21 protein-coding genes and 1 pseudogene are annotated in these 24,874 nt (G+C 71.4%); 8 read left to right on the forward strand and 14 right to left on the reverse strand.

What is annotated here, in order from left to right:
• Positions 1–9 precede the first annotated feature (9 nt).
• From ACZ470_RS32725 to ACZ470_RS32740, 4 genes are all read left to right on the forward strand, one after another.
• On the forward strand, positions 10–1,038 hold the full coding sequence (locus ACZ470_RS32725) for a hypothetical protein (protein WP_468433127.1): 1,029 nt from the start codon (positions 10–12) through the stop codon (positions 1,036–1,038).
• A complete protein-coding gene (locus ACZ470_RS32730) occupies positions 1,035–2,285 on the forward strand; it encodes a sensor histidine kinase (protein WP_468433129.1) in 1,251 nt (416 codons plus the stop codon). Before ACZ470_RS32725 ends, ACZ470_RS32730 begins: the two co-directional genes overlap by 4 nt.
• A gap of 41 nt (positions 2,286–2,326) precedes the next feature.
• Positions 2,327–2,989 (forward strand): response regulator, encoded by a 663-nt coding sequence (locus ACZ470_RS32735; RefSeq protein ID WP_468433131.1) that lies wholly within the window; start codon positions 2,327–2,329, stop codon positions 2,987–2,989.
• Positions 2,990–3,084: 95 nt separating this feature from the next.
• A complete protein-coding gene (locus ACZ470_RS32740) occupies positions 3,085–4,542 on the forward strand; it encodes a peptidoglycan D,D-transpeptidase FtsI family protein (protein WP_468433133.1) in 1,458 nt (485 codons plus the stop codon).
• A gap of 80 nt (positions 4,543–4,622) precedes the next feature.
• On the opposite strand, the gene ACZ470_RS32745 is transcribed toward ACZ470_RS32740, so the two are convergent.
• A complete protein-coding gene (locus ACZ470_RS32745; RefSeq protein WP_468433135.1) occupies positions 4,623–6,074 on the reverse strand; it encodes an NCS2 family permease in 1,452 nt (483 codons plus the stop codon).
• A gap of 268 nt (positions 6,075–6,342) precedes the next feature.
• Here ACZ470_RS32745 and ACZ470_RS32750 point away from each other — a divergent pair, with 268 nt between their 5' ends.
• The 4 genes and pseudogenes from ACZ470_RS32750 to ACZ470_RS32765 all read left to right on the forward strand — a co-directional run.
• Positions 6,343–6,948 (forward strand): SigE family RNA polymerase sigma factor, encoded by a 606-nt coding sequence (locus ACZ470_RS32750; protein WP_468433136.1) that lies wholly within the window; start codon positions 6,343–6,345, stop codon positions 6,946–6,948.
• Positions 6,945–7,802: a hypothetical protein gene (locus ACZ470_RS32755; protein WP_468433138.1), complete on the forward strand. Its 858-nt coding sequence runs from the start codon at positions 6,945–6,947 to the stop codon at positions 7,800–7,802. The genes ACZ470_RS32750 and ACZ470_RS32755 overlap by 4 nt, the downstream gene beginning before the upstream one ends.
• A gap of 85 nt (positions 7,803–7,887) precedes the next feature.
• Positions 7,888–8,718 carry a pectate lyase gene (locus tag ACZ470_RS32760; RefSeq protein WP_468433140.1) on the forward strand — a complete coding sequence of 277 codons (831 nt, stop codon included), beginning with the start codon at positions 7,888–7,890 and terminating at the stop codon, positions 8,716–8,718.
• 310 nt (positions 8,719–9,028) lie between these two features.
• Positions 9,029–10,093 (forward strand): annotated as a pseudogene (locus tag ACZ470_RS32765) (glycoside hydrolase family 43 protein); the annotation flags it as partial.
• Positions 10,094–10,100: 7 nt separating this feature from the next.
• On the opposite strand, the gene ACZ470_RS32770 reads toward ACZ470_RS32765, so the two are convergent.
• The 13 genes from ACZ470_RS32770 to ACZ470_RS32830 form a co-directional block, all read right to left on the reverse strand.
• Entirely contained in the window at positions 10,101–11,177 is a 1,077-nt protein-coding gene (locus ACZ470_RS32770) for a dienelactone hydrolase family protein (RefSeq protein WP_468433142.1), read from the reverse strand.
• Positions 11,174–12,286, reverse strand: a complete 1,113-nt coding sequence (locus ACZ470_RS32775; protein ID WP_468433144.1) for a pectinesterase family protein — start codon at positions 12,284–12,286, stop codon at positions 11,174–11,176. Before ACZ470_RS32775 ends, ACZ470_RS32770 begins: the two co-directional genes overlap by 4 nt.
• A gap of 80 nt (positions 12,287–12,366) precedes the next feature.
• Complete coding sequence (locus tag ACZ470_RS32780) at positions 12,367–13,701, reverse strand: pectate lyase family protein (protein WP_468433145.1); 1,335 nt, start codon at positions 13,699–13,701, stop codon at positions 12,367–12,369.
• A 33-nt stretch (positions 13,702–13,734) separates the two neighbouring features.
• Positions 13,735–14,529: a rhamnogalacturonan acetylesterase gene (locus tag ACZ470_RS32785; protein ID WP_468433146.1), complete on the reverse strand. Its 795-nt coding sequence runs from the start codon at positions 14,527–14,529 to the stop codon at positions 13,735–13,737.
• Positions 14,530–14,652: 123 nt separating this feature from the next.
• Positions 14,653–16,014, reverse strand: coding sequence for an ABC transporter substrate-binding protein (locus ACZ470_RS32790; RefSeq protein WP_468433148.1), 1,362 nt, complete (start codon positions 16,012–16,014; stop codon positions 14,653–14,655).
• A 73-nt stretch (positions 16,015–16,087) separates the two neighbouring features.
• Entirely contained in the window at positions 16,088–17,614 is a 1,527-nt protein-coding gene (locus ACZ470_RS32795) for a glycoside hydrolase family 43 protein (RefSeq protein ID WP_468433150.1), read from the reverse strand.
• Positions 17,611–18,456 carry a DUF6807 domain-containing protein gene (locus tag ACZ470_RS32800; protein ID WP_468433152.1) on the reverse strand — a complete coding sequence of 282 codons (846 nt, stop codon included), beginning with the start codon at positions 18,454–18,456 and terminating at the stop codon, positions 17,611–17,613. The genes ACZ470_RS32795 and ACZ470_RS32800 overlap by 4 nt, the downstream gene beginning before the upstream one ends.
• Positions 18,453–19,634 (reverse strand): Gfo/Idh/MocA family protein, encoded by a 1,182-nt coding sequence (locus ACZ470_RS32805; protein ID WP_468433154.1) that lies wholly within the window; start codon positions 19,632–19,634, stop codon positions 18,453–18,455. The genes ACZ470_RS32800 and ACZ470_RS32805 overlap by 4 nt, the downstream gene beginning before the upstream one ends.
• Positions 19,631–20,527, reverse strand: coding sequence for a carbohydrate ABC transporter permease (locus ACZ470_RS32810; protein WP_468433156.1), 897 nt, complete (start codon positions 20,525–20,527; stop codon positions 19,631–19,633). The genes ACZ470_RS32805 and ACZ470_RS32810 overlap by 4 nt, the downstream gene beginning before the upstream one ends.
• Positions 20,524–21,456: a carbohydrate ABC transporter permease gene (locus tag ACZ470_RS32815; RefSeq protein ID WP_468433158.1), complete on the reverse strand. Its 933-nt coding sequence runs from the start codon at positions 21,454–21,456 to the stop codon at positions 20,524–20,526. The genes ACZ470_RS32810 and ACZ470_RS32815 overlap by 4 nt, the downstream gene beginning before the upstream one ends.
• Positions 21,457–21,554: 98 nt before the next feature.
• The gene (gene araD, locus ACZ470_RS32820; RefSeq protein WP_468433160.1) at positions 21,555–23,276 is read right to left on the reverse strand and encodes an L-arabinonate dehydratase; all 1,722 of its coding nucleotides are present in this window, start codon (positions 23,274–23,276) and stop codon (positions 21,555–21,557) included.
• On the reverse strand, positions 23,273–24,181 hold the full coding sequence (locus ACZ470_RS32825) for a dihydrodipicolinate synthase family protein (protein WP_468433162.1): 909 nt from the start codon (positions 24,179–24,181) through the stop codon (positions 23,273–23,275). Before ACZ470_RS32825 ends, araD begins: the two co-directional genes overlap by 4 nt.
• On the reverse strand, positions 24,178–24,867 hold the full coding sequence (locus tag ACZ470_RS32830; RefSeq protein WP_468433164.1) for a GntR family transcriptional regulator: 690 nt from the start codon (positions 24,865–24,867) through the stop codon (positions 24,178–24,180). Before ACZ470_RS32830 ends, ACZ470_RS32825 begins: the two co-directional genes overlap by 4 nt.
• Positions 24,868–24,874 lie beyond the last annotated feature (7 nt).

The following is a 24,874-nucleotide window of genomic DNA, read 5'->3' on the forward strand; positions in this document are numbered from 1 at the left end:
GCTGAGGGCATGTCCCAGTCACTCGCTTCCCCCGTGGGTCCGCGGTCCGCCGACGGCCCCGCGCTCCCCCGCTCCCACAGGCTGCTGCGCGCCGTCGCCGTCGTGGCCTGCCTGCCGTACCTCGCCCTCAAGACGGCCTGGGTGGCGGGCAGTCACCTCGGCGTGCCGGAGGGCAGCCCGCTCCTCGACCACCCCACCGCCACGGCCGTCGCCAACGTCCTGACGATCCTGATGGACGGCGCGGTGATCGCTCTCGTGCTGGTGCTGACCCGGCCGTGGGGCCGCTCGGTCCCGGCGTGGCTGCTCGCGGCACCGATGTGGGTGGCGACGGGGCTGCTGGCGCCGATCATGGCCGGGTTTCCGCTCCAGCTGCTGGTCCGCGCCCTCGGCGGGAGCCCCGCGGGCACCTCCGGCGGCACGGACGAACCCTTCCTGCGGGAGTGGGTGTTCGCCGTCGTCTACACCGGTTTCATCGTCCAGGGCCTGGCGCTGGGCGCCCTGTTCGCGCTGTACGCCCGGGACCGCTGGGGCCATCTGTGGCGGGGCCGGATGCGGGACCTGCCGGCCGCGCCGGCGGGGACGGCGCAGCGGGTCACCGCGGTGGCGGCCGCCGTGTTCGCGCTGTACCCGCTGACGATGCGGATCGTGTGGGCCTGCGGGGGCACGACCGGGCTGAGCGCGGGTGTCGTCGCGGACCGGGGCAGCGACTTCCACGTCCTGGAGTCCCTGTACGCGGTCTTCCTGCCGGCCGCGGTCACCGGCGGGATGCTGCTGGCCTTCCGGCGGTTCCCGGCTCTCCCGGTGCGGGTGCCGCTCGCCCTCGCCGGGGTCTGTTCCGCCGCCGTGGCCTGCTGGGGCGGCTGGATGGCGCTGGCGGCCCTGCTCTCCGGGGGCGATCCCGCCGACCGCCCGACGGGCCCGATGCTGCTGACCTACGCTGGCCAGATGATCGTCGGTCTTCTCGTCGCCACCGTCGGCACCCGCTTCCTCACGGCCCGGTCCGCCTCCGCGAGGCCCGTGAACCGCCCGGTGTCGTGAGGGAGTTCGCGCGGCCGCTGTTCGGGCGGCGGGCGCGGCTGCGGTGGATCCATCTGATCCTCGGCGGGGCTCTCGCCATGCCGTACGTCTTCGTCGGCTCGGTCGTCGTCGGGCCGTTGGCCGGCGGCACCGCCGTCTTCACCTCGATCGCCCTCCAGCTCGCCGCGTTCGGCGTCGGGCTGCCGCTGGCCGCCGTCACCTCCCTGTTCCCGCTGACCCGGCCGCTGGAGAGCGCCGCCGTGCGCTGGCTGTGCGGGGTGGACGCGGACCGGCTCGCCGACGGGCCCGCCCGGGGCCGGGCCGCCAAGGGCCGTACGGCGCTGTGGTTCACGCTGCACCTGGGGCTCGGCGGGATCGTCGCGGGGATATCGCTGGCGCTGCCGCCGTTCGCGGCCGTGCTGATCGTGCTGCCGCTCGCGGCCGGGCTGTGGGACTCGCGACTGGGCCTGCCGGAGGTGTTCGGCCACACCTGGGCGTGGGCGCTCGCGCCGGTCGCGGGCGTGGCGTCGCTGCTCGCGCTGGCGGCCTGTGCGGCGGGGGCGGGCGCGCTGCTGGCCCGCTGGGCGCCGGTGCTGCTCGGCCCCACCCCCGAGGACCGGCTCGCGGCCGCCGAGGCACGCGCCGCGGACCTCGCCGTACGCAACCGGCTGGCGCGCGAGCTGCACGACTCCGTGGGCCACGCGCTGAGCGCGGTGACCCTCCAGGCGAGCGCGGCCCGCCGGGTCCTCGACAGCGACCCGGAGTTCGTCCGCGAGGCGCTCGCCGCGATCGAGGACACCACGCGGCGCACGGTCGGCGAACTCGACGCGGTGCTCGGGGTGCTGCGGGACGGCGACGCGCCCGGTACGTCCCCGGCGCCCACGCTCGCCGCCGACCTGGACGGTCTGCTGCGCCGCACCCGGGCGGGCGGGCTGACGGTGACGGCGGTCGTCGCGACCCCGCCGCAGTCCCTGCCGCCCGTGCTGTCCCGCGAGGCCTACCGCATCGTGCAGGAAGGGCTGAGCAACGCCCTGAAGCACGCCGGTGAGGGGGCGGCCGTCAGCCTCCGGGTCGAGGCGCGGGACGGGCATCTGGAGATCACCGTGGAGAACCCCCTCACCGCCGTCCCCGCCCCCCGCCCCGGCGGCGGCCACGGGCTGCCCGGCATCGAGTCCCGCGCCCGCCTCCTCGGCGGCACCACGCAGGCGGGCCCGACGCGGGACACCTGGCGCCTGCGCGTACGCCTCCCGATCCGGACAACGCCATGAACCCGACCACGTCACCACCCCGAGGAACCGAGGAATCCCCCATGACCGGCCCCGCCCCGATCCGTGTCGTGCTCGCCGACGACGAGCGCATGGTGCGCACCGCGCTGCGGGCCATCCTGTCCGCCGAGCCGGATCTGGAGGTGGTCGGGGAGGCGGCCACGGGGACGGAGGCGGTGACCGTGGTGGGCCGGCTGCGGCCCGATGTCGTACTGATGGATGTGCGAATGCCGGAGATCGACGGCATTCGCGCCACCGAGCGGATCCTCGCCGCCGACGACGATCCGCCCCGGATCGTCGTCGTCACGACCTTCGAGAACGACTCCTACGTGTACGACGCCCTGCGCGTCGGAGCCGCCGGTTTCCTCCTCAAGCGGGCGGACGCCGACGCGCTCGTCGGGGCGGTGCGGCTGGTGGCCCGCAGCGACACCCTGCTGTTCCCGGCGGCCGTCCGGGCGCTCGCCGCCGAGCACGCGCGCGCCCACCCCGCGCCTCCCGCGTGGGTGGCGCGGCTGACGGCGCGGGAGAGCGAGGTGCTGCGGCACATGGCGGGCGGGCTGACCAACGCGGAGATCGCCCGGCGGATGGAGGTCGGCGCCGCGACGGTGAAGACGCATGTGGCGTCGGTGCTGGCCAAGACGGGCGCCCGGGACCGCACCCAGGCCGTGATCGCGGCGTACGAGGCGGGCTTCCTGCGCGGCACATGAGCCGCGCCCGACGCGGGGGCGGCTTTATGAACACCCGATGAGAAACCGGGCGGAAGGGAACGATCCGGCCCGTCCCGTTCGTCTGTCCGAACGCAATGAACAAGACGATCAGGCGTGCCTCGGTCTTCACCCTGCTCCTGGTGTTCGCCCTGCTGGTCAGGGCGACCTGGGTGCAGTTCTACGAGGGCCGGGCACTCGCGGACGACAGTGACAACCGGCGCAACGCGATCGAGACGTACGCGGAGCCGCTCGGGAACATCATCGTGGCCGGCGAGTCGGTCACCGGCTCGGCGCGGACGAAGGGGGGCGACCTCGCGTACAAGCGCACGTACAAGGACGGCCCGCTGTACGCGGCGGTGACGGGCTACGCCTCGCAGGCGTACGCGCCGACGCAGTTGGAGGGCATCTACGAGGACCTGCTCAACGGCACGGACAACCGCCTGAAGACGGTGATGGACACCGTCACGAACCAGCGCGCCGAACCGGGCAACGTGGTGACGACCGTCGACCCCGCGGTGCAGAAGGCGGCGTACGAGGCGCTCGGCGACAAGAAGGGCGCGGCGGTCGCGATCGACCCGAGGACCGGGCGGATCCTCGCGGCGGTGTCGACCCCGTCGTACGACCCGACGAAGCTGACCGACGCCAACACCGCGGGCGAGGCGTGGAAGAAGCTCACCGGGGACCCGGAGAAGCCCCTCACCAACCGGGCGCTGCGCCAGCCGCTGCCGCCGGGCTCGACGTTCAAGCTGGTCGTGGCGGCCGCCGCGCTGGAGGACGGGCTGTACGCGTCGGTGGACGAGAGGACCGACAGCCCTGACCCGTACACCCTGCCGGGCACGGTCACCGACCTCACCAACGAGAACCCGGCCGCGCCCTGTGAGAACGCCTCGATCCGGGTCGGGCTCCAGTACTCCTGCAACAACGTCTTCGCGAAGATGGCCGTCGACCTGGGCCAGGACAAGGTGCGGGCGATGGCCGAGAAGTTCGGCTTCAACGACGAGACGCAGGACGTGCCGGTCCGCGCCTACCCGAGCGTCTACCCCTCGGACATGGAGCCGTCGCAGACCGCGCTCACCGGTATCGGCCAGTTCGACGTGACCGCCACGCCGCTCCAGATGGCGATGGTGTCGGCGGCGATCGCGAACGACGGGGAGCTGGTGTCGCCGCACATGGTCAGCCGGGTCACGGACAGCGGCGGCGACGTGCTGAAGGACTACGACGACGACAGCGGGACGAAGCGCGTCGTCAGCGCCTCGACCGCCGAGCAGCTCCGGTCGGCGATGCGGACCGTCGTCGACGACGGCACCGGGTCCAACGCGCGGATCCCCGGCGCCACGGTGGGGGGCAAGACGGGCACCGCGCAGCACGGCGAGAACAACAGCGAGACGCCGTACGCCTGGTTCACCTCGTACGCCCAGTCGGACTCCTCCGGCGAGGAGGTCGCCGTGGCGGTCGTGGTGGAGCAGTCCGACGCGGCCCGCTCGGAGGTCAGCGGCAACGGTCTGGCGGCCCCGATCGCCAAGGCGGCGATGGAAGCGGCGCTGCGGGACTGAACCTTCCCGGTCCTTGAGGCGTCTTCACGGGCGGGCCGCCCCCTTCCCCCCGGGGGCGGCCCTTCGCCTTGTGTGCGGGGCTACTTGACGCCGAGGACCTGCTCGATGGGGTCGATCGCGAAGTACACCAGGAACAGCGCCGAGGCGCCCCACAGCAGCCAGTGGACCTCCTTGGCCCGGCCGAGCACCGTCTTGATGACGACGTAGGCGACGAAGCCGGCGCCGATGCCGTTGGTGATGGAGTAGGTGAACGGCATCACGGCGATGGTCAGGAACGCCGGGATGGCGATCTCGTAGCGGTCCCACTCGATGTGCTTGACCTGGGTCATCATCAGGAAGCCGACGGCCACCAGCGCGGGCGCCGCCGCCTGGAGCGGGACGATGGTCAGCAGCGGCGTCAGGAACAGGGCCAGGCCGAAGAGTGCGCCGGTGACCAGGTTGGCGAAGCCGGTGCGGGCGCCCTCGCCGACCCCCGCCGCCGACTCGATGTACGAGGTCGCCGACGAGGCGGAGGAGGCGCCCCCGGCGACGGCAGCGGCGCTGTCGATGAGCAGCACCCTGCCGAGGTTCGGCACCTTGCCCCGCTCGTCCAGCAGCCCGGCCTCGGCGCTGACGCCGACGACGGTGCCCATGGTGTCGAAGAAGTCGGACAGCAGCAGGGTGAACACCAGCAGGACCACGGTGACGGCGCTCACCTGCCCGAACGCGCCGAACAGGCTGAACTCGCCGAGGAGGCCGAAGTCGGGGGCGTCGACCACCTTGTCCGGCCACTCGGGTGTGGTCAATCCCCAGGTACGGACGTCGGCGACCGCGTTGACGGCGATCGCCACCAGGGTCATGGTGACGATGCTGATGAGGATGGCACCACGCACCTTGCGGGCGAGCAGGGCGACGGTGAGCAGCACGCCCAGGCAGAACACCAGCATCGGCCAGCCGGTGAGAGTGCCGGTGCCGCCCAGCTGGACCGGCACGGTGGTGTTGGCGGCGTCGGGGATGCGGCTGACGAACCCGGCGTCGACGAAGCCGATGAACGCGATGAACAGGCCGATGCCCACGCTGATCGCCTGCTTGAGCGGCTGCGGGATGGCGTGCATGACGGCCTCGCGCAGCCCGGTCACCACCAACACGCAGAGGAGCAGGCCCTCCAGGACGATGAGGCCCATCGCGTCGTCCCAGCTCATCAGCGGGGCGATCTGGAAGGCGACGACGGCGTTCAGGCCGAGTCCGGCGGCGAGCGCGAGCGGCAGATTGCCGCCGACGCCCATGATGACGGTCATCACGGCGGCCACCAGGGCGGTGGCGGTGGTGAGTTGGACGGGGTCGAGCCGCTCGCCGAACTTGTCCTCGGCGCTGCCCAGGATGATGGGATTCAGGACAAGGATGTAGGCCATGGTGAAGAACGTGGCGAAGCCGCCGCGTATCTCCCGGCCGACGGTGGACCCCCGCTCGGATATCCGGAAGAACCGGTCGAGGCTGTTCACCGGGGAGGGTTCGGCCCCCTGGCGATCGGCCGTCTTCTGTGCCTCGGACATGACAACTACTCCTCGGTGCCTGGAGATCGATCTGCGGATGCTGGCTGGATTGTGCCCGCGCTGAACCTCGTTCAGGTGTGCTTCGTGTTACGGATTCGAATGCCGACCGGCCAGACACCGTTCGACCCTCCGCACGATCCCGTGAATGATCACTGCTACGCTCCGGAACTCACGCCGGTCGACTCCGGACTTTCACATGTCATCTACATGACACACACCGGGTGCGCCGCCAGGGGCGCCCGACGCCGTTTGCGAGGGGAGGTCGCCCGTGGGCACCGTCGTCGACGACGCCGCCTCCGTGGAGTTCCACGCGTTCTTCGAACGCCACTACGCCGAACTGTCCCGGCTGGCCCATCTGCTGACGGGTGAGGCGGACACCGCCGACGATCTGGCGGCGGACGCGCTGCTGGCGCTGTGGCACCGCTGGGACCGGGTGCGCGCCGCCGACCATCCGGCGGCGTACGCCCGGGGCGTGGTGGCCAATCTGGCCCGTACCCGGATCCGCAGCGCGGTGCGCGAGCGGCGGCGGATCGCGCTGTTCTGTTCGCCGCGCGAGGAACGGGCCGAGAACCCCGACGTACCGGGCGTGGTGGATGTGCAGGAGGCGCTGCGCCGGCTGCCGTTCCGCAAGCGGGCGTGCGTGGTGCTGCGGCACGCCTTCGACCTGTCGGAGAAGGACACCGCGCTGGCCCTCGGCATATCGGTCGGTACGGTGAAGAGCCAGACCTCGAAGGGGATGGCCGAACTTCAGCGGCTGCTGGGCACGCGGGAGGTACCCCGCCGGGTGCACGCCGCGGTGGCGGCCACCGCCGGCGGGGAAGCGGCCGGGAGCGTACGGAAACGCCCCGACGGGGCGACGGGAAGGGACCGGTGACCATGCGGCGGGACGTGCACGAGGAGCTGCGCGCCCGGCTGCACGAGGCGGCCGGGGCGCACGAGCCCGACCGGGAGCGGATGCTGGCCCGGGTGGAGCGCGGCATGGCCGGACCGGCCCGCCCGGAGCACCGGGCCGCGCGTCCGCCGGTGTTCGGCTGGGTCCGGGTGGCGGGTGCGACGGCCGCGGTCGCCGGCGTGCTGGCGGTGGGCGGGTTCGCGGTCGCGTCCGCGGTGAAGGAGGAGGCTCCGCCGCAGCGGCAGGTGGCCGTCTCGCCGACCCCCACACCGTCCCCGGAGGCCACGAGCCGGGCGCCCGAGCCGCCGGTGAACCCCGCGCCGGACGCCCCGGAGCGGCCCCGGAACACGGTCACCCCGCCCGAGGGGACGCCGAGTTCGTCCGGCCGGTCGGAACGGCCGCCGGCCGGGGTCGAGGACGGGCCGCTGTGGTCGGACGGTTCGGTGGACCCGCACAGCAACGAGTTCTGGGCGCAGAGCAACGTCACCCTCAAGACGAAGGCCCGGCTGACCGAGCTCACGGTGGAACTGCGGATCGCGCAGACCGGCGGGGTGACCTCCACGGGCGCCTGGCGCTCCCTGCCGGAGGACGACTTCGCCCTCACGGTCGACGAGCGGGACGGCTTCCTCGTCTACACCTGGACGCTCAGGGAGGGCCGTGCGGTGGAGCCCGGCGAGTGGGTCTTCGCGGGGCAGTACGACCACGAACGGGGCGGCCGGGACGCCGGGGACGACACCTACACGGCGACGGCCCGCACCGGCTCCGAAGAGGCGCGGGTCGGCGGCGACTTCGCGGCGCGGGACGACGAGGACGCGGCGGACGACGGGGACGCGTGAAAAAAGATCGCGGACCGCGGCAACCCCTCGCGCGGCGGCGGCGACCAGAAGACGCAAAGACCCTCCCCACGCAAGGAAATCGCGCATGACTGCACGTCCCGAACAGCCGGTCTCCCACCGCCGCCGGACCACCAGGCGGCGGGCCGTGATCGCCGGTGCCTCCGCGCTCGGCCTCACGGCGGCGGCGATCGTCACCACGTCGATGCTGTCCACCGCGGGCGCCGCCTCGTCCTGGCCCTCCGACACCGGGAGCAAGCCGGTCTCGAAGACCGTCCCGGTCTCCGGAACGTACGACGGCGGCATGAAGAAGTTCTACGGCACCGGCGCCCTGGGCGGCGACAGCCAGGACGAGGGCCAGGACCCGATCTTCGAGCTGGCCGACGGCGCCACGCTGAAGAACGTCATCATCGGCACCCCGGCCGCCGACGGCGTGCACTGCAAGGGCAGTTGCACGCTCCAGAACGTCTGGTGGCTGGACGTCGGCGAGGACGCGGCCAGCTTCAAGGGCAAGTCGGCGAACTCCGTCTACACGGTGTACGGCGGCGGCGCCAAGGGTGCCGACGACAAGGTGCTCCAGTTCAACGGCGCCGGGAAGCTCGTCGTCACCAAGTTCCAGGTCGAGAACTTCGGCAAGCTGGTGCGGTCCTGCGGCAACTGCTCCACGCAGTACAAGCGGACCATCATCATCAACGACGTCGACATCACGGCCCCCGGCAAGTCGATCGTGGGCATCAACCAGAGCTACGGCGACACGGCCGCGCTGCGCAACGTCCGCATCCACGGCGACAGCGGCAAGAAGATCAAGACCTGCATCCGCTACCAGGGCAACAACACCGGCAAGGAGCCGAAGGAACTCGGCACCGGCCCGGACGGCACGTACTGCAAGTTCTCGGCGTCGGACATCACCTACAAGTGATCCCGCCGGGCCCATGACCCCGGGCCGCCGTCCCGACGTCCGGCGGCCCGGTGACCGGTAGCGCCCGAGCCCCCCTCGGGCGGCCGGCCCCCCGGCGGTCCGGACCCCCATCCGCACCGCCGCACGGACGCCCCGCCGCTTCGCACGCGGCGGGGCGTTCCTCGTTGTCCGAGCCCCCGAACGGCGAAAACACCCGAAAACTTTCGGCGCTCCCCGTCCCGTCCGCATCGGTTGACGCCCCGAACTCCACTGGTGACACTCCGAGAACAGCGCATCCAACAGAATCCCTCAGACTCCGACAGGAAGTGTCATGCGCCGCCACACCGCCCGTCGCACGCTTCTCGTCCCGTTCCTCGCCCTCCTCCTCGCCCTGCTCGCCACCCCGCCGGGCACCGCACGGTCCGGAGCACCACCCGTGAAGAAGCAGCCCCCGTACGCCGGTTATCTCTTCGCCTACTTCACCGGCGAGGGCACCGCCGACGGCGAGCAGATCCGCTACGCCCTCAGCCGCGGCAACGACGCCCTGCGCTGGCGCGAACTCAACGCCGGCGAGCCGGTGCTGACGTCGACGATCGGTGAGAAGGGGCTGCGCGACCCGTTCGTGATCCGCTCCCCCGAGGGCGACCGGTTCTACATGATCGCCACCGATCTGCGGATGTACCAGGGCAGCAGCGGCAGCTGGGACGAGGTGCAGCGGCACGGCAGCAAGTCGATCATGGTGTGGGAGTCCACCGACCTGATCCACTGGACCGACCAGCGCCTGGTGCGGGTCGCCCCGGACAACGCGGGCAACACCTGGGCCCCGGAGGCCTACTGGGACGACGAACTCGACGCGTACGTCGTCTTCTGGGCGTCCAAGCTGTACGCCGACGACGACCCGGACCACACCGGTTCGACGTACAACCGGATGCTGTACGCGACCACGAGGGACTTCCGCTCCTTCAGCGAGCCGAGGGCCTGGAACGACCCGGGCTACTCCGTCATCGACTCCACGGTCGTCCGGCACCAGGACACGTACTACCGCTACACCAAGGACGAGCGCGACCCGTCCTCCGGCTCGCCCTGCTCGAAGTTCATCACCGGCGAGAAGTCCACGTCCCTGACCGACACCTCGTACGACTTCGTCGCGGACTGCATCGGCAGCGGCGCGATGGAGCGGGGCGAGGGGCCGACGGTGTTCAAGTCGAACACCGAGGAGAAGTGGTACCTGTTCATCGACGAGTACGGCGGCCGGGGCTACCTCCCCTTCGAGACCACGGACCTCGACTCGGGACAGTGGACCCCGTCGACCGGCTACCAGCTGCCCGCGAGCCCGCGGCACGGCACGGTGATCCCGGTGACGCGGGCGGAGTACGCCAGGCTGCTGGCCGCGTACGGGACGGTCAGGCCGGTGCGGGAGTGACGGACTCCAGCCACGCGTAGACCTCGTCCTGCATCACGGCGTTGAAGACGTGGCCGTACTCCGGCCACGTCTTCAGCCGCAGCCGCTCCTCGGCACCGCAGGCGCGCCAGACCGCCCGCAGCTTGTCGTACGCGACCCGCACCCCGTCGGCGGGGAACAGGGCGTCGCGCCCGCCGTGGAAGAACAGCATCGGCCGGGGCGCGGCGATGCTCGCCACATCGGGGAGGTCGAGGTACCGGGCGAGCCCCGGGTGGAGCATGTGGAACGCCGACTGCCCGCGCAGCGTGTTGTTGCCGGGCACCATCATCTCCTTGAGGCCGGTCATCCAGCAGACGCTGACCGCCGCCGCGACGTGGTCGCTGAGCGCGGCGGTCTGCCAGGCGCGGTAGCCGCCCATGGAGAAGCCGACGGCGGCGACCCGGCGGGCGTCCACCCGGTCCAGGCCGGCCAGGAAGGCCGCGGCCCGCTGGTCCTCACGGGCGTGGAGCCCGGCGAGGGAGGAGCCGAGGTGGTAGAGGTTGCTCGCCAGGGCCTGCTGCTGCTCGTAACCGAGGGGACCGCGCTCGCCCCAGCCGAGCGCGTCCAGACAGAGCACCACATGGCCGCGCCGGGCGAGTTCGTCCCCGACGAAGCGTCCGTCGTAGTACCGGTCCGCCCACTCCTCGGCGGAGGCGAGGCGGGTGGCGTCGTACCAGGGCCGGACGCACTTCTCCTTGCCGATGTCGAACCGGGAGCCGTGGTCGTGCAGCAGCAGTACGGCCGGGAAGGGCCCGGCGCCGTGCGGGGTGAGCAGGGCGCCGCGGGCCCGGGTGCGGCCGGTGAGCGAGAGGGTCACCAACTCCCGTGCGTACCCGTCGCCTTCGGGGCCGGTCGTGTACTCGGGCGCGTACGGAACGCCGTCCTGATCCGGCACGATGAGCAGTTCCCCGACCTTGGCCCGGGCCGCCCGGCGCCACCGCTCGAGGTCACGGACGGGTGAGGTGCCCCAGGCGAGCGGGAACCGCAGGTCGTCCTTGAGGGCCTCGAGCAGTCCGGGCGGGCCGGGGACCGAGGTCACCGCCAGGGCCGCCAGTCGCCGAGGTACGCCTCCCGGGTGTGCGAGGCGGCCTCCGAACGGGTGAGCTGCGGCCTGTTCTCCGGGACGGTGATCACGGCGCCGGGGCCGCTGTTGCGGTACTCGGCGAAGCGCTGGTCCTGCCACGGGTAACCGCTCGACATGTTGGTGTACGGCGCGACCGCGTCGATGCCCGCGTCCAGGTGGGTCTCCCGGACGGTGAGCATCGGGCGGGCGGTGCGGTCGGAGCTGGGCACCCAGGGCCGGGCCAGCTTGTAGTAGCCGTCGGGGGCCTCGCTGCTGATCCTGCTCCGGGAGACCAGATACCCCCGCGGGTTCGCGCCGGCGGTGGAGGGCGCGAAGACGAAGCCGTACGGCGCGGCCGTCAGGTCGGGGCGGACCAGGGTGCGGAAGTGGCAGTGCTCGAAGACGGCGGTGGCCCGGCCGAAGACGAAGTCGACGTCGCCCTCGGCGTAGCAGTGGGAGAAGTACTGGCGGGCGAAGGTGTCCAGGGACAGCGTGTCGGCGTACAGGGTGTCCTGGTGCCCGAGGAAGCGGCAGTGGGTGAAGGCGCTGCGGTCGCCCTGCACCTTGAGGGCGACGGCCTGGGTGCCGCTGGTGCCGGGGAGGTCGGTGCGCAGCCAGTCGTTGGCGAAGGTGATCCAGCGGGCGGTGAATCCGTCGGGGCGCACGGTGGTGGTGGCCGAGCCTGAGGTGCCGTAGGTGCCGGAGCCGTCCGGCTTGGGGGTGCCGGCCGCGTTGTCGTAGACGATCACCACGTCGCGGGGGTTCTCCGAGGCGCCGAGCCAGGTCATGCCGGTGCGGTCGGCGTCGACGGAGACCGTCTCGCGGTAGGTGCCCGGGGCGATGACGAGGGTGCGTCCCACCCCGGTGGCGGCGGTCACCGCGGCCTGCACGGTGGTGAAGTCACCGGCGCCGCCCGGGTGGACGTACAGGGTTCCGGGGGTGAGGCGGGCGGCCGGTGAGCCGTACCGGCCGAACGGGCCGCGGGGCCGGTGCGTGGCCCGCGCGGGCGCGGCGGACAGGGCGAGGGCGGTGCCGGCCGCGGCGCCGACGGCCAGGAAGTTCCTTCTGGACAGGGGCGAGGGCATGCGGGTGCTCCTTGGATGACGGGGACGGGCCGGGGCGGACCGCAGTGGGGACGGACCGCCCCGGCCGGCTGTCGGGAGGATCAGCGGAGACGGCCGGCGCCCGCGCCGAACTGGACCAGGAACGGGACGGCGCGGGCCGGGTGGACGGCGGCGCGCAGGGTGGGGGTCCAGCCGGCACCGGACTGGAGGGTCTCGGCCGGGATCTCCGCGTTGTGCACGGCGATCAGGTCGACGCGCTCGCCGTTGACCACGTTGTGCGCGGCGGTGACCGGCGCCTCGCTCCACTTCTTGAGGATCTTCGCCGGGCTGATGCCCTTCGCCAGGGTGAAGGCGTTGTGCTCGGCGACGAGCTGGGACTCCTTGCCGATGCCGAAGCTGTAGGAGTAGCCCTCGGTGGCCACGAAGTGGTTGTTGTACACGTCGACCTGTCCGAAGCGGACGCGCGGCGCACGCTCGACCAGGCCGGAGAACAGGTTGTGGTGGAAGGTCGCCTTCAGCTTGCCCCGGTCGCCGACGGCGGTGGACTCGCTGTCGCTGTTGCCGATCAGGATCGTCTTGTCGTGCTCGGTGAAGACGTTCCAGGAGGCGGTGACGTAGTTGGCGCCCCTGACGATGTCCAGCTCGCCGTCGTGCTGCTGGTACAGCATGCCGAAGTGGGTCGGGGCCGCGCTGTCGGGGTGCTCGCCGTCGGTGAACGTGTTGTGGTCCAGCCAGACGTGGGTGGAGCCGTGGACGACGGCGGTGTCGTACTCGGAGTTCCAGTTGCCCTTGTCGCCGTCGGTCGGGTCCCACTGCGGGAAGCAGTCGAGCGGGCTCTCCAGGGTGAGGTTGCGGACGATGACGTTGTCCACGCCCTTGATCTGGAGGCTGGCGCCCTTGAAGCCGGCGTTCCGGCCGACGCCGATGATCGTGGTGTTGGCGGGGATGTCGGCCTTGATGGTGGCGTCCTGGTTGGCGGCGGACGCCCTCCGCAGCCCCTCCGGACTGTCGTCGGGCTCGGCGCTCAGGTCCTGCTCCAGACCCCAGGTCTCCGGCGCGTACTTCTCGAGGTAGGCGTCGAAGTCGTACCCGGGCGCGGCGAGCGAGTCGCAGCCCTCGGAGACGGCGTCGATGGTCCCCCTCACCTTGATGATCTTCGGCGCGTCGCCGCCGTCCGCCAGGGCCGCCTTGAACCCGGCCCAGTCGGTCACGGTGTAGACGTGCTCGGCGTCGGCCGCGGCGCCGCCGGTGGTGCCGGTGCCGTAGGAGCCCCAGCCGTCACCGGCACCGAGCGTCTGCCGGGCGGCGTCCCGGGGGTGGTGCGACGGGGAGTGGGCCTGGGCGCCGGTGCCGGTCAGGCCCAGCACGAGGGCGGTGCAGCCGGCCAGTGAGGCGGCTCTCACTGCGGCATGCCCATGCCATCCAGATCTGTTCATGGTGCGGCTCTCCTTCTGATGGTCCAGGGGGTGTTACGCGGCGGCCTCCGGCCAGGTGATCCACGACTGCGGGATCTCCTCGTCCAGCCGCCGCACGTCGCTCGGCGCGAGCACCCGGGTGCGCAGCAGCTCCCGGGCCACCAGTCGCGCCACGGCGATCGCGCCGGGCGGGTTGAAGTGCGTGTTGTCCTGCTCGGTCGCCGTCCAGTTGAAGTACTGCTTGGTCTCCTCGACCCCGAGCTCCTGCCACAGGGCCAGCGACAGCGCCTGGACGTCGAGCAACGGGACCTTCTCCTCGGTCGCCAGCGCCCGCATCGCGGCGGGATAGTCACCGTGGCTCGGCAGGGCGTTCCCGTCCGCGTCGAACCGCCGCCGCTCCACGGCGGTGGCCAGCACGGGCCGGGCCCCACGGTCCCGGGCCCCGTCGACATACATCCGCAGATACTCCTGATACGTCGACCAGGGCTCGGTGTAGCGAACGGGATCGGCGGTCTTCTCGTCGTTGTGCGCGAACTGGATGAGCAGAAGGTCACCGGGCCGAATCGAGGAGAGAATCACCTCGAGCCGCCCCTCATCGACAAAGCTCTTGGAACTCCGCCCGTTCACGGCGTGATTGGCGACGGCGAGATGCCGGTGGACCAGAAAGGGCAACGCCATTCCCCACCCGGTCTCGGGCGCGGCATCGGCGTACTTCTGAGCGGCGGTGGAATCACCGGCGATGTAGAGCGTCCGGTGACGCCTTGAATTGGCCTGCGCAGTCTCGGTCATGGCCAGGGCAAGGGGCACACTCAGCCCGGCAACGGCAACCTGTCTACGCGTCATGGACACAGGCTGTGCCTTTCAACAGAGGGCGATGGAAGCGCCCCGAAGGGGCGCGGGGAACTGCGCGAGAAACCAGGGACGGCCCGCACCCGAATCAAAACCGAGCCGCCCCCGGCAAAAAAACCCGCGTCAGCCCATCTGCTGCTTCCATTCGGCCTGAGCCTCATTCAACTGCTCAGCCATCGTGTCCAGGAATTCCTTCGCACCCATGTCCCCGAGAAGAACCTTCTGGAAGTTCGGCTCATTGTCCGCCTTGGAAATCGTGTTCCAGTCCGGCAGGTAGTACGGAAGCTGAACAATGGTGGTGGAACCATCGTTCAACGCCTCGGCCGCCAGCTTCGTGGGCTCCGCCTTGCTGATCCACTCGGCGTTCGCCGCGTCGGTGTGCGCCGGCACCTGACCGGCCGACTCGTTGAACTTCGAGCTCGACGCCGCCGACGTGGCGAACTCGATGAACTTCCAGGCGGCTTCCTTGTTCTTGGAGCTCTTGAACAGGCCGACGCCGTCCACCGGGTTGGAGACCTGGACACGCTTTCCGCCGGGCCCGGTCGGCTGCGGAATGCCCCGGAACTTCTCGGTGGTGAGCGCCTTCACGTGGTCCTGGTAGGAACCCAGGTTGTGGTTCAGCATGCCGATCGTGCCGGAGTCCCACTGCGCGACCATCTTGGTGAAGTCGTTGTTCAGGTCGGCGGCGGGGGTGGCCTTCTTGAACAGGGCCGCGTACTTCTCCAGGGCCTCGACGTTCTTCGGGTCGTTGACCGTGGTCTTCTCGCCGTTGGAGTCCCAGAACGAGGTGATGCCGGACTGCCCGTACATCGCGTCCAGGGCCTGGGCGATGGAGCCGGCGCCACCGCGGATGGTGTAGCCGAACTCGTTCTTGCCCTTGTTCGTCAGCTTCTCCGCGGCCTCGTAGAACCGGTCCCAGGTGGTCGGCTCCTCCAGGCCCGCCTTCTCGAAAAGGTCGGTGCGGTAGTACAGGACGCCGTTGTTCGCCGAGGTCGGGATCGAGTACAGCTTGTCGTCCCCGCCGCCCGCGGCACGCAGCGACTCGATCATGTCCTTGTTGAGCTTGCCGTTCAGCGGGGACTTGGCCAGGCGGAAGTCCAGCGTGTCGAGCGCGCCCTGGGCGGCGAAGCCCGCGAGCATCGACGCGCTGATGCCGCCGACGTCCGGCAGGCCGCCGCCCTGGATGGCGGTGTCGACCTTGGACTGGTACTCGGTGGAGGCGATCCCGACGTACTGGACGTCGATGTCCGGGTTCGCCTTCTCGAAGTCGGCGATGATCTCCTTCCAGATGTCGGTGCGGACACCGCCGTTGTTGTCCCAGAAGACGATCTTGCCCTTGCCGCTGCCCTCGGCGCCGTCGTCGCCGCCCGCGCCGCTGCCGTCGTCGCCGCAGGCGGTGGCGGTCAGGGCGAGCACGGCCCCCAGGGCGACGGCGGCCGACGTCCGGCGCCTGCCTGTGCTGCTTCTGCGAATGCTGATCTTCATTGGTCGGCTCTCTTCTTTGGGATCCAACGGACTATGAAGTTGTGGGGGGTCTGTCGTGGCCGTCCGGCGGTGTTCAGCCGTGCACCGGACTGATTCGGAACCGCGTGAACGTGGCCGTACCGGCGTGTCCATGGCCGGTGGGCGCCACGGCGACCAGGCCGAGCAGGGCTCCGACCCAGCGCCAGGGGGTGGCGGCGAAGACCTGACCGGAGGGGCGGAAGCCGTCCCCGGTGTCGTACGAGAAGCGGCAGCGCGCCCCGGCGCCGATGTCGACCCGCAGCCGGGCCCGGCCGTCGGGGGCGGGCCTCGGGTGGTCGGCGTCCCGTTCGTGCTCCGCGACCGTCTCGGCGAACCGGTGCACCAGGTGCGCCGTGCCGTCCGCGCCGCGCTGGAGCCCGATCCAGCGGTACGCGTCCCCGAGGACCGCGAGCCCGGCGCGTGCCCCGGGTTCCTCGCTGTCGAGCCGCAGCTCCACCTCGACGGTGCACGGGAGGCCGGGCAGCCGCTGGGTGAGCACATGGGGCAGGGTGCGCAGGTCGTGCGCGCCGGCGGAGCGGACGCAGGTCAGCCGCAGCCCGTCGGCGGAGTGCTGGGTGGCCCAGCCCTCCTGCGGGTTGGCCGTCCACGACCACTGGCGGCCGAACCGTCCGCCGGGGAAGTCGTCGTCGGTGGCGGGCGCGGCGGACCGCTGCGGCGGCAGCTCCGGGCGGCGGTGCCCGCTGACGGGGGCGCCGTCCTCGCCGAGCACCGGCCAGCCCTCCGGGCCCCAGCTCATCGGCTGGAGGTGGACGACACGGCCGTACGCGCCGCGCTGCTGGAAGTGCAGGAACCAGTCCTCGCCGGACGGGGTGCGCACCCAGCCGCCCTGGTGGGGGCCGTTGACGTCGGTGTCCTTCTGCTCCAGGACGACCTTCTCCTCGTACGGCCCGAAGAAGCCGCGTGAGCGGAAGGCGCCCTGCCAGCCGGTCTCCACTCCCCCGGCGGGGGCGAGGATCCAGAACCAGCCGTCGTGCCGGTAGAGCTTCGGTCCTTCCAGGGTGAACCAGCCGGGGATGCGGTCGGCGTCGACGATCACCTTGCCCTCGTCGAGGAGTTCGGTGCCGTGGGGGTGCATCCGGTGGCCGGTGAGGCGGTTCTTGACGCCGCTGCGGGACTTGGCCCAGGCGTGCACGAGGTACGCCTCGCCGGTCTCGTCGTCCCACAGCGGGCACGGGTCGATCAGGCCCTTGCCGGCCTTCACCAGGTGCGGCCGGGTCCAGGGGCCGCGGATCCCGGGGGCGTTGACCTGGAAGATGCCCTGGTCGGGGTCGCCCCAGAAGATCCAGAACCGGTCGTCGTGGTGGCGCAGGGACGGGGCCCAGACGCCGCAGTCGTGCCGGGGCACGGCGAACTCGGCCTCGGGTTCGAGGCGTTCCAGGGCGTGGCCGACGAGGGTCCAGTTGACCAGGTCGCGGGAGTGCAGCAGGGGCAGTCCGGGGGCGCGGCCGAAGCTGGAGGCGGTCAGGTAGAAGTCGTCGCCGACGCGGATCACGTCCGGGTCGGACCAGTCGGCGTTCAGGACCGGGTTGCGGTAGGTGAGGTCGGTCTGTTCGGCGGTCACGGGCTCACCGCCTTGCGGACCAGGGCGGCGGCCTCGGTCCGGCCGAGGCGGCCGTCGGCGACGACGGTGACGACGCGGCGGACGACGGTCTCGCCGGGCGGGAGGGGCAGCCGCGCGTCGTGGGCGAGGGAGGAGCCGACGCCCGGGTACTCGGCGGTGCGGACGAACCAGGGGTCCTGCCTGGTGGGTTCCGTGGCCCCGGCGAAGACCAGGGTCCAGGTGGACCCGGCCAGCGCCAGCCAGTCGGCGCGGTGGCCGTGGACCCCGCTCTCGCCCTCGGTGCCGGCGGTGAAGACGTCCGGTGCCGTGTCCTCCTTGCGGGCCCGCCAGAAGAAGCCCCCGTAGGCGGCTCCGGGGCGGCCGTTGGTGGCGGGGCTGCCGATGGACAGCGGGCCCTCGGTGACGTTGGTGAGGGAGAAGGTGAAGTCCAGCGCCCAGGCGGTGTCGGTGAGTTCGGTGGCGGCGACGGTGCGGCGCTCGCGCAGCAGCTCGCCCGGCGCGGCGACCCAGCGCAGCTCCTCGACGAAGCCGTCGGGGTCGCGCAGCTGGAACGCGGTGTGCCGCTGGGAGCCGTGGTTGTCGAGCTCGGTGGGTCCCTGGTCGCGGACGTAGGTGCGTCCGCCCCAGAAGTTGTGCCCCTCGACGTCGGGAACGGCGACACCGACGCCGAGGTGGTGTGTGTGGTCGGCGGGGCTCAGCTCGGTGACCGCCGTGCCGGCCAGGGTGGTGACGGGGTGCAGGTACGGCCGCGGGGAGAGCCGGGCCGGCAGTTCGGGCCGGGTGACGTACCGGCCGACGGGCCGGCCCGCGACGCGCAGGACCAGGGAGTCGTTGCCGGTCATCGGGTGCTCACCTCTTTCGGCAGGTGGTGGGCGGGCGGGGCCCAGGGGGCGCCCAGCTCGGAGTAGAGGGACAGGGTGTCGGCGGAGGCCGCGACCAGGCCGTCGATGCCGGGCACGACGCGGCGGTTCTCCCCGGGGACGCGCCGCCAGGCGCCGGCGGGCAGCGGGGCCGGGTCGGGGGCCTCGCGGATCGCCTCGACGACCTGCATGAAGGCGCCGGTGTCCTCGGGGGTGACCAGCAGGGGGGTCCCGTCGGTGAGGTGGGCGACTAGGTTCTCCAGCAGGTCGGTGCGGTCGAACAGCGTCTCCTCCGGGCCGTGGTCCGCGCGCTGGAGCAGTACGCGGTCCTGCTTGTACCAGAAGGTGATGCGCCCGCTGGTGCCGTGCACCAGGACGTACGGCTCGTCGGCCCGTTCGGCGCACAGGGTGGCGGCCACGGTGACCGATCCGCCGCGTGCGGTGGTGATCCGTACGCAGGAGGTGTCGTCGGACTCGATGTCGTTGGCGCGCAGCAGCTCGGTCTCGATGCCGGCGACGTCCTCGGCGCGGGTGCTGTCGGCGAGCGCGAGCGCGGTGGCGACGGCGTGGGCGAGGGGGTTGGTGAGCGCCCCGTCGACGACGTCGACGCCGTTCAGCCGGCGCCGGCCCGCCCAGGGCGCCCGCCGGAAGTACTCCTCGGGCCGCACCCAGGCACCGGCCCCGCCGATCCCCACGACCCGGCCGACGGCGCCCTCGGCGACCAGCTCGCGGATCGCCGGCAGGGCGTGCGAGCCGAGCGACTGGAAGCCGATCTGGCAGGCGACCCCGGCCGCGGCGACCCCGTCGGCCATCCGCCGGTACTCGGCGTACGACGGCGCCGGCGGCTTCTCCAGCAGGATGTGCACGCCGCGTTCGGCCGCCGCGAGGGCGAGGTCGGTATGGGTCGGGATCGGGGTGCAGATCGCCGCGATCCGGGCGCCGGTGGAGTCCAGCAGCGCGCCGAAGTCGGCGGACTGCTCGGGGAGTTCGCCGCCGAACTCGTCCTCGGTGAGCGGGGTGAGCTCGCAGATTCCGACGAGCCGTACGAGTCCCCTCTCCTGGAGCCGGCGGATGTTCTCGACGTGCCAGCGGCCGTGGCCGCGGGCGCCGGCGAGGACGACGGGGAGCGGTGTGCCGGGGGCGGTCCGAGGTTCCGTCATCCCTTCACCGCCCCCGCGCTGAATCCGGTGATCAGCCACTTCTGGATGAAGGCGAAGACGATCACGACGGGGACGGCCGCGATGATGCCGCCCGCGGCGAGGGCGCCGAGGTCGACGCTGTCCGCGCTCATCAGGGTGTTGAGGCCGACCGGGATGGTCTGCTTCTCCTGGTTGTTGAGGAACATCAGGGCGAACAGGAAGTGGTTCCAGGAGTGGACGAAGGCGAAGGAGCCGACGGCGATCAGACCGGGCCGCAGCAGGGGCAGGACGACCACCCGGAAGGCCTTGAAGCGGTTGCAGCCGTCGACCCAGGCGGCCTCCTCCAGGGAGTACGGCACGTTCTTGATGAAGTTGCTGATCAGGATCATCGACAGCGGCAGCTGGAAGACCGTCTCGGCGATGATGACGCTGCCCAGGGAGTTGATCATCTGGAGTTCGGCGAAGATCTCGAACAGCGGGACCAGCAGCAGCGCGCCGGGCACGAACTGGGAGCAGAGCAGGGCCAGCATGAACGCCCGCTTGATCTTGAAGTCGAACCGGGCGAGGGCGTAGCCGCCGGCCAGGGCGACCAGCGTCGTCATGATCAGGGTGGCGACGCCGACCAGCACGCTGTTCTGGAAGAAGGTGCCGAAGCTGCGGTCCGTCCACACCTTCTCGAAGTGGACGGTGGTCATCGGCCAGGGCACCAGCGAGGTGGAGCCGGCCGGGCGGAGCGCGAAGAGCAGGATCCAGTAGAAGGGGATGAGGGTGAAGACGAGGTAGATGCCCAGGGGCAGGTAGATCTGCCAGCGGGGTGCCTCGTCCCAGGCCCGGCGCTTCTTGTTCGGCCGCGGCGGCTCGGGGGCGGTGGGCGCGGGGGCGGGGGCGGCCACGGTGGCCTCCTTGGTGATCACTTCTCGCCTCCGAACTTGCTCAGCCGCAGATAGACCATGGAGCAGAAGAGCAGGATCACGAACGCGACCGTGGTCAGCGCCGACGCGTAGCCGAAGTTGTGGGCATCGACCGAGGTGTTGGCGATGTACAGCGGCAGTGTCGTGGTCTCGCCCGCGGGTCCGCCGCCGGTCAGCGTGTAGAGCAGGTCGACGTTGTTGAACTCCCACACCGCGCGCAGCAGTGTGGACAGGATGATGGCGTCCTTCAGGTGCGGCAGCGTGATGTGCCAGAACTGCTTGATGCGGCTCGCGCCGTCGACCTCGGCGGCCTCGTAGAGGTCCTTCGAGACGGACTGGAGGTCGGCGAGGATGAGGATCGCGAAGAAGGGGACACCGCGCCAAAGGTCGGCGACGACCACCGCCGGGAAGACGGTGGAGGTGTCCGACAGCCAGCTGACGCCGTAGTCGCCGATGCCCATGTCCGCGAGGTAACGGGTGATGCCGGTCTGGGAGTTGTAGAGCAGCACCCAGATCGCGGAGGTCAGCACGCCGGAGACGGCCCACGGCGAGAAGACCAGGGCGCGGCCCAGGGCGCGGCCGACGAAGGTCTGGTTGACGATGAGGGCGAGGGCCAGGCCGAACAGCAGTTGCAGTCCGACCTCGACGAAGACCCATTTGGCGCTGAAGACGAGGGTGTCCCAGAACAGGGGGTCCTCGGTGAAGATGTGGGTGAAGTTGTCGAAGCCCGCGAAGCCGTCGCGCCACGGCTTGGTGGGGTTGTAGTGCTGCAGGCTGTAGTAGAAGACGCTGATGACCGGGTAGGCGATGAACCCCAGCATGAGCAGGGCGGCCGGCGCGATCAGCAGATAGGGGAGCCTGCGGGGCGTGGCGGAGGCACGGCGCCGCCGGGGTGGCGCGGGCGGTTTCGCCACGGCTGCGGCATGGGCCATGACTGTTCTCCGTTTCTCGGTACGTCGTGCTGTGCGGTGCTGAGCGGGTGAAGCGCTTTCTACGTAGGTGTGCGGTGTCCGGGGCAGGTGCTGCCGGGTCAGCCGGCGTAGGGGTCCTGGACCGTGCCCGGCCGGGCGAGGAACTCGAAGTCGCAGCCGGTGTCGGCCTGGGTGATCTGCTCGTTGTAGAGCGCGCCGTAGCCGCGCTCCTGACGCACGGGCGGCGGCGTCCACTCGGCCCTGCGCCGCGCCAGTTCCTCGTCGTCCACGTTGAGGCGCAGCGTGCGGTTCTCGACGTCGAGGGTGATCGAGTCGCCGGTGCGCACGAGGGCGAGCGGTCCGCCGACGTACGACTCGGGGGCGACGTGCAGGACGCAGGCGCCGTAACTCGTCCCGCTCATCCGGGCGTCGGAGATCCGCACCATGTCCCGCACGCCCTGCTTGAGCAGGTGGTCGGGGAGCGGCAGCATGCCGTACTCGGGCATGCCCGGGCCGCCCTTGGGTCCGGCGTTGCGCAGGACCAGCACATGGTCGGCGGTGATGTTCAGCGCCGGGTCGTTGATGGTCCGCTGCATCTGCTTGTAGTCGTCGAAGACGACGGCGGGACCGGTGTGCTTCAGCAGGTGCTGTTCGGCGGCGATGTGCTTGATGACGGCGCCGTCCGGGCAGAGGTTGCCGCGCAGTACGGCGACCCCGCCCTCGTCCGCGACCGGGTTGTCCCGGGGCCGGATGACGTCGTCGTTGTGCACCTGCGCGCCGGCGATCTGCTCGCGCAGGGTGTCGTGGCAGACGGTGGGCCGGTCCAGGTGGAGCAGGTCCGGGATCCGGGAGAGGAACCCGGGCAGTCCGCCCGCGAAGTGGAAGTCCTCCATCAGGTACGTCTGTCCGCCGGGCCGCACGTTGGCCAGCACCGGGACGGTGCGGGCGATGCGGTCGAAGTCGTCGAGGGTGAGCTTGACGCCCGCGCGTCCGGCCATGGCGATCAGATGGATGACGGCGTTGGTGGAGCCGCCGAGTCCGAGGACGGTCGTCACCGCGTCCTCGAACGCCTCCGCGGTGAGGATGTCGCTCAGTTTGCGGTCCTTGTGGACCAGGTCGACGATCGTCATGCCCGCCCTGGCGGCCATCCGGTCGTGCCCGGAGTCGACGGCCGGGATGCTGGAGGCCCCCGGGACCGTGACGCCGAGGGCCTCGGCGGCGGCGGTCAGCGTGGACGCCGTACCCATGGTCATGCAGTGGCCGGGCGAGCGGGCCAGGCCGCTCTCCAGTTCCTGCATCTCGCAGTCGCCGATGACACCGGCGCGCTTGTCGTCCCAGTACTTCCACATGTCGGTGCCGGAACCGAGGGATTCGCCCCGCCAGTGCCCGGGCAGCATGGGCCCGGCCGGCACGAACACCGTCGGCAGATCGGCGCTGGCGGCGCCCATCAGCAGGGCGGGCGTCGACTTGTCGCAGCCGCCCATCAGCACGGCCCCGTCGACCGGGTACGACCGCAGCAGTTCCTCGGTCTCCATGGCGAGGAGGTTGCGGTAGAGCATGGGGGTCGGCTTCTGGAAGGTCTCACTGAGGGTGGAGACCGGGAACTCGAGGGGGAAGCCGCCCGCCTGCCAGACGCCCCGCTTGACGGCCTGCGCGCGGTCGCGCAGGTGGACGTGGCAGGGGTTGATGTCGGACCAGGTGTTGAGGATCGCGATGACGGGCTTGCCCAGGTGCTCCTCGGGCAGATAGCCGAGCTGCCGGGTGCGGGCGCGGTGACTGAAGGAGCGCAGTCCGTCCGTGCCGTACCACTGGTGGCTCCTGAGCTGCTCGGGGCTCTTCATATGGACCACCCCGCGGCGATCGCGGCGACCTCGGCGCGCTCGCTCTCCGGCAGCGGTTTGCTCGGCGGGCGGACCTCGCGGCGGCACAGGCCGAGGGAGGCGAGGGCCTCCTTGACCACGGTGACGTTGTTGGCGGAGCCGTTGGCCGCGCGCAGTTCCTCGAAGCGGCGGATCTGCTCCCACACCTTCATGGCGGTCGGGTAGTCGCCGGAGCGCAGCGCCTCGATCATGTTCAGCGAGACGGACGGGGCGACGTTGACCAGACCCGAGGTGAAACCGGTGGCGCCGGCCGAGAAGTAGGAGGGGGCGTACGGCTCGGCCAGCCCCGCCACCCACACGAACCGTTCGAGTCCCGCGTCCCGGGCGAAGGCGGCGAACCTCGCGGCGTCCGGCACGGCGTACTTCACGCCGATGACGTTGGGGCAGGCGTCGGCGAGTTCGGCGAGCCGGGCGCCGGTGAGCCGGTCGTTGCGGATGTAGGGGACGACGCCCAGTTCGGGCACGGCCTCGGCGATCGCCCGGTGGTAGTCGACCCAGCCGCTCTGCGAGACGTAGGGGTGGACGGGCTGGTGCACCATCACCATCTGCGCGCCGAGTTCACGGGCGTGCCGTGCGGAGGCGACGGCGGTGGGCACGTCGTGGCCCACTCCGACCAGGATCACCGAGCGTCCGCCGGCCTCCTCGACGGTCAGCTCGGTGACCAGCCGGCGCTCGTCGGGGGTCAGGGCGTAGAACTCGCCGGTGTTGCCGTTGGGGGTGAGGGTCGTGATGCCACCGTCGAGGAGACGACGCAGCAGGGCCCGGTAGGTGCCTGGGTCGACGGAGCCGTCCTCGGCGAACGGGGTCACCGGGATCGCCACCACGTCGGCCAGGGCCGCCCGCTGGGTCTCGAACGTCGTTGTCATGCCTGACCGTCCTCTTTCTGGGCTTCCGGGGCCACGAATTCCCCGTCGAATTCCGCTTCGGGGAAGGCCCGTCGCACGAACGACGCGATGTGCGAGTGCAGGGCGCGCGCCGCGCCGTCCGCGTCGCCGTCCAGGGCGAGCCGCAGGATGTCCCGGTGCTCGCTCGCCTCCCGTTCCCAGGAGGGGTCGGCGGCCCACGCGACGGCCGAGACGAGCGCGGCCTGGTCGCGGACCTCGTCGAGCATCCGGCCGAGCAGCGGGTTGCCGCACGGCACGTAGAGGGCGCGGTGGAACTCGCGGTTGGCGAGCGACCGTTCGGCCGTGTCGGTGGCCTCGTCGGCGCGGGTCAGCGCGTCGCGTGCGGCGTCGAGGGAGGCGCCGCGGCGCACGGCGCGCTTCAGCGCCTCGGGTTCGAGGAGCAGCCGCACGTCGTAGACCTCGCGCGCCATGTCCGCGTCGACCATGCGCACCGTGACGCCCTTGTACTGGCTCATCACGACCAGACCGGTGCCGGCCAGGGTCTTGAGCGCCTCGCGCACCGGGGTCTTGGACACCCCGAACTGTGCGGCGAGGTCGGTCTCGACCAGGGCCTGGCCCGGTGTGAACCGGCCGGTGAGGATGCGGCGTTTGATCTCCTCCAGCACGTACTGCGTGCGGGAGGGGATCGGCGTGGGCACAGAGGTCATGCGCGCC

This window comes from Streptomyces sp. NPDC031111 (assembly GCF_055570675.1).